Origin of the sequence: Microcoleus sp. B4-D4 (assembly GCF_036705185.1) — a bacterium.
GTDB lineage: Bacteria > Cyanobacteriota > Cyanobacteriia > Cyanobacteriales > Microcoleaceae > Microcoleus.
Genome location: NZ_JAUBTX010000050.1, coordinates 42,054 through 47,041, shown reverse-complemented (window position 1 = coordinate 47,041; position 4,988 = coordinate 42,054). Strand labels below are relative to the sequence as shown.

Genomic DNA, 4,988 nt, shown 5'->3' with positions numbered 1-4,988 from the left:
ACTCTTTTTTTACACTATTATTGTATGAAATACTTTACCATAAAAACGAACAAAGTACACAGCCTAGGCTCTGCCTCGATGAAAGCCAAGCGAGGCAGAGCCTCTGGACATCGGTTCCCAGGCAGAGCCTGGGAACCAGTTACAAAGCGGACTAAAGTCCTTACTACAAACCTATATTAAGATAATGCCCTAAAAATCGAAGTAAATATAAGGCAAACCGCCTTCGGGAGCTAACAGCCAAACTGCGTAGAAACAAAGCGGCACTAATACCAATTTCATCGGCCAATTTAACTCAATTTTCAAAATGCGATTGAAGCCATAATTAAGCAGCATTGCTGCAGCCACAGCCGCCAATATCCAAGCCAACTGCACTCTGTCCAAACCCAAAGCTTCCACATAAACTTTATTAGCAAACTGTACGTCAGCAGGGTGTCCCCACAAATGGGAAATCGCCCATCCAGAATCTTTTAAATCGGGAAGGCGGAAGAATATCCAACTACTAAAAACCATCGCCTGAGTCAGCAGCCAAGCGATCGCCATCCCGATCGGATTTTCCCACAAAAACTCGATTCCCAACCGCTTAAAAGTCACATCTGTTAATCGGTGCAGCGCCAAAGCCAAACCGTGCAAAGCCCCCCACACAATAAATCCCCAAGCCGCCCCGTGCCAAACTCCCGCAATTAACATGACGGTGAACAAATTGAGACAAGTGCGCCACAAACCGACGCGGGAACCACCCAACGGAAAATATAAATAATTTCGCAGCCAATCGCCCAAAGTCATGTGCCAGCGCCGCCAAAAATCACCGATGCTGGTAGTAAAATAAGGGAAGTCAAAATTTGGTGGCAAATACCAACCAAGCAGCAAAGCAGTACCGCGCGCCATGTCAACATAGCCGCTAAAATCGAGATAAAGTTGCAGCCCGTAAGCAAAAATTGCCAGCCACAAATCCTCGCTTCCCGCCCGTTGTAAGTTGGTAAAGCTTAAATCGACATAAATTCCCAAGTTGTCAGCAAAAAGACCTTTTTTAACTGCACCGAAGGCGATCGTCCAAAGTGCTTCAGAAATGCGATCGGGCGTCGGAAAACTCTGGGATTTCAGTTGATAGATCAAGTTGTGATAGCGAGTAATCGGCCCAGAAATCAGTTTCGCAAAAAACAACTTGTAAGCAGCAAAGTGCAGCAGCGAAGTAGCCGCCGGTGCGCCTCGGTACACGTCAATCAAATAAGAAATGCACTCAAAGCAAAAGAAACTCAATCCCAAGGGTGCGATGACGTGAGTTTTTACCCAGTTAGCGCTGTCGAGAGCAACTGGCCAATTCAACAAAGTGCCGATCGAACTCAATACAAAAGGCACATACTTAAAACCCAGCAACAGCAACACATTCAGCGCAATTCCGATCCACAGCAACCACAAACGGCGGCGGTTCCAAGAAGCATTAGCAATCCGCCAATCTAGAGGTTCTCCAATCGCCATCGCCAAGCAGTAATTAAACACAATACTGACTAACAACAGAGGAATGTACCAAATTTGCAGCGAAGCGTAAAAAATCAGACTACCTACCAGCATGATAAACAGCCGCCACCACTGCAGCGGAACTGACCAGTAAGCTGCTAACAAAACTAACAAAAATAGGACATATTGAAGGGAAATGAAAGTCATGCGATTTTAGATTTTGGCTTGGCGATTTTAGATTGAAGATTTTAGAAGAGCTTATTTTGGTAAGGGTTTGGATCTTAGCTTTGGATCTTAGCTAAGGTTGCATTATTTTGCGATCGAACCTGTGCTAAAAACGAGAGAGAGCGTGCATTTTAGCCCAATACGGTTCACTTAAGACAGATCCCCCCTAACCCCCCTTAAAAAGGGGAGTAGGGGGTGGGACAAGAATGTCCTCAAAGTCCCCCTTCTTAAGGGGGATTTAGGGGGATCTCCGGGGCATAAATATGTTAAGTGAACCGTATTGCATTTTAGCCGATCGCGCTAACACAAACAAAAACACAGCCTAAGTCCCTACTGTACAGTCGGCAACTGAGAACTGATACATTTTACAGCACAAGTGTTAAATGCTGTTGCAAATTAAATAAACTTCGTTTTTCTCAACCTGGTTTCAACCGTAAGTCCGATCGAGCTGAAAATTATCTGCGTCTATCTGCGTTTATCTACCTCAAATCTGCGGTTGACCAATCGAAGATTGATGCAACCAGTCTAAAAACTAACCGACGATCCCAAACATTCAGCACCGCTGACAGCCCCGATCGCGATACAATGAATTTCTGCCAGCAAGTCCTTGGGAAAATGAAAGACACTCTTCATTCTCCACCACCAAAATTTTTGCTGCAGAATCCCGCACAGGCGATCGAGAATTTGCTAGAAAAAGCGGTGTTTTCACCCCCTTAGCAGCAGACATTTCCAAAGGTTTTTCTAAATCTCCATCATAGACGATCGGCAAATTGACCAAAAAAGTCGATCCCGCTCCGGGCGAACTTTCAATTTCAATACTTCCCCCCAGAAATTCAGTCATTTTCTTACACAAAGATAATCCCAATCCCGTGCCTTTCACGCCCTTCTGCAAGTGATTTTCGATTTGGACAAATTCTTCAAAAATCCGCGTTTGGTCTGCTGGCGGAATACCAACGCCCGTATCTGCCACGGAAAAAGTAACAGTTCCCTCCTCTTCCATTTCCGCAGCAACTCGCACTTCGCCGGCTTCAGTAAACTTAAGAGCATTTGAAATCAGATTTCGCAAAATCTGAGAAAGTTTTCCCTCGTCCGTTGTGAGGGTTGGAAGTTCCCGAGGCGCTTCAAAAATCAGAGTAACGGCAGAGTTTTGGGGTAGCAGGGGGCGCATCATTCCCCGCAGCACGCTGAACAAATCTTCGACTTCAAAATCAGCAACGCGAACAGTGACTTTTCCAGCTTCTACTTTGGCTAAATCTAACGAGTCGTTAACAAGTTCTGCCAGAGAAAGGGCAGATTTGTGAATAGAATTTACTTGCTTTTCTTGTTCTGGTGAAAGTTCTCCGTCGAGGCGCTCTAACAAAATCTCGGAAAGACTTAAAATTGCCGTTAGGGGAGTGCGAAACTCGTGGCTCATATTGGAGAGAAAGCTGGTTTTGAGTTCGCTGGCGCGCTGGAGAAATTCTGCTTTTTCGTTCAATTCGGCGTAAAGTGCCACAACTCCGCGATTGGTATCTTTTAGTTGTTGATTTAACTGTACGAGTTCTTCTTGACGCTGGCGGAGTTCGTCTAAAGTACGCAGCAATTCTTGATTTTGTTGCTGGATTTCGGCGTAGGGATCTTCGGGAATTTGGCGCGCTAGTTTGTCAACTAATTTATTGAGTTCGATCGCGCTTAGAGCAGGCATTTGTTTAGAAAACTGCTTAATTAACTGTACAGCAGTTCCGCGATCGGGCGAAGAATCGATTTGCACGTCATCCATCAACCGTTTCGCCGCCGCCAAACCGAGTCCCGCACCGGTTTGCGATCGAAAATCGGGGCTCAAAACCGCCGATAAATCAGCAATTCCCGGCCCGCTGTCAGAAATCCGAGTCCGAAAAAATTGGCGCGATTCCCCTTCCACAATAAATTCTACTTTACCGCCGCCTGCATATTTAAAAGCATTGCGGGCAATTTCGGAAACTGCTGTGGCGATGCGAGTTTGTGCTTGGGAATCGAATCCTAGCCCCTTAGCAATTTGGCGCGCTCTTTGGCGTACTTGTACGATATCTTGCTCAAAGCGGACTTCCGTCGTCAGGATTGGGTAACTAATGCCATTTTCGATTTTCGACTTTCGATTTTCGATTGTGGAATCACTGATGACTATCATGTTTGAGTTCTCGCCTACAGTTTCATTTTTTTTTGAAAGTGGTATGTATTAAGCTGGTTGTCTTACCTTAGCCACGACAACTGTCATATCATCGCGAGTCCGTTTGAAGTCCCGGTAGAGCACCGCCGCGATTAAAGCCGGATGTCTCGCGGCCAAACCCGGATAGCGGTTGAAATCCCACTGCGTCGCCAAACCGTCGGAGTGCATGACTAGCAAGGAATGCGGCGACCAAGGATAGACAAATTCTGCTACTTTTAGCATCCGATGTCCAACAGTACCGTTGTAAGAAACCATGCTGCGACTACGGTTATCTGTCACGACTACACCAGAGATATTGCCAATTCCGGCAAAACAGACTGTTTGTTGGGTACGATCGATCAGGGCGATCGCAGCAGCCGCTCCTCTGGTATTTTTTAAAGCAGCGTGCGCCTTCTCTAAAATAGCTTTCGGCCCGAGTTTAGCACTTTCCCCAAATACCCGGACAGCTTCTTGCGAAGCTTCCTCCGCCAAAACCCCGTAGCCGAGCCCGTCAGCAACTAAAATTAGATTTTTGTCCCGATCGTTTTCTGTCGCCCAGGAATCCCCGCAAATTTGCTCTCCTGCTTTCGGCAAGCTGACGACCCCAAATTCCAAGTAATTGCTGTTTTGGGAGGTTTCCAGGCGATTCTGAGTCGGTTCCAAGCGCATTAATAAAGCTGTCCCCAGTTTCGGTACAGAATGAATATCAAAAAAACTAGAAAGGCGTTTAATCGCGCCGAGTCCGGTTCCCAGAGTTCCCGCAGTCGAAAAACCGTCTCGCAGACACTGGCCGACATTTGCCATTCCCGGCCCCCGGTCTAACGATACTATTTCAATGCTATATCCTGCGTCTGTTTTTACAGTTTGCAGCAAAATCTCTCCTTCGCTGGCGTATTTTACCGCGTTTTTTGCAGCTTCGGCGGTGACAATTGCTACTTTACCGCGATCGGTCTCATCAAATCCGACTTCGGCCGCGAGGGCGACTGCAATTCGCCGCGCTTCTCCGACTTGACTTTCTTCTGTTACGGGCAGGGCTAAGGCATTTATCATTATTTTGTAATTTTAATCTCAAGCTAGTCAGTAGTCATTAGTCATTAGTCATCTTGCCCGCTCGCGAAGTCGAAGGGTAGTCATCACTCATCAT

At 46.5% G+C, this 4,988-nt stretch carries 3 protein-coding genes; all 3 read right to left on the bottom strand.

The genetic code is table 11. The features are described 5' to 3' along the window. Nucleotides 1–189: 189 nt before the first annotated feature. Nucleotides 190–1,662, bottom strand: a complete 1,473-nt coding sequence (locus tag QUB13_RS25580; RefSeq protein ID WP_333386548.1) for an MBOAT family O-acyltransferase — start codon at nt 1,660–1,662, stop codon at nt 190–192. Nucleotides 1,663–2,233: 571 nt separating this feature from the next. Then, nucleotides 2,234–3,826: an ATP-binding protein gene (locus QUB13_RS25575; protein ID WP_333386545.1), complete on the bottom strand. Its 1,593-nt coding sequence runs from the start codon at nt 3,824–3,826 to the stop codon at nt 2,234–2,236. Nucleotides 3,827–3,874: 48 nt separating this feature from the next. Next, complete coding sequence (locus QUB13_RS25570; RefSeq protein WP_333386542.1) at nt 3,875–4,894, bottom strand: ATP-binding SpoIIE family protein phosphatase; 1,020 nt, start codon at nt 4,892–4,894, stop codon at nt 3,875–3,877. Between the last annotated feature and the right edge of the window lie 94 nt (nt 4,895–4,988).

Excerpts from the sequence above, each read along its gene's own strand:
- QUB13_RS25580 (WP_333386548.1), bottom strand. The coding sequence starts at position 1,662 with ATGACTTTCATTTCCCTTCAATATGTCCTATTTTTGTTAGTTTTGTTA.
- QUB13_RS25575 (WP_333386545.1), bottom strand. The coding sequence starts at position 3,826 with ATGATAGTCATCAGTGATTCCACAATCGAAAATCGAAAGTCGAAAATC.
- QUB13_RS25570 (WP_333386542.1), bottom strand. The coding sequence starts at position 4,894 with ATGATAAATGCCTTAGCCCTGCCCGTAACAGAAGAAAGTCAAGTCGGA.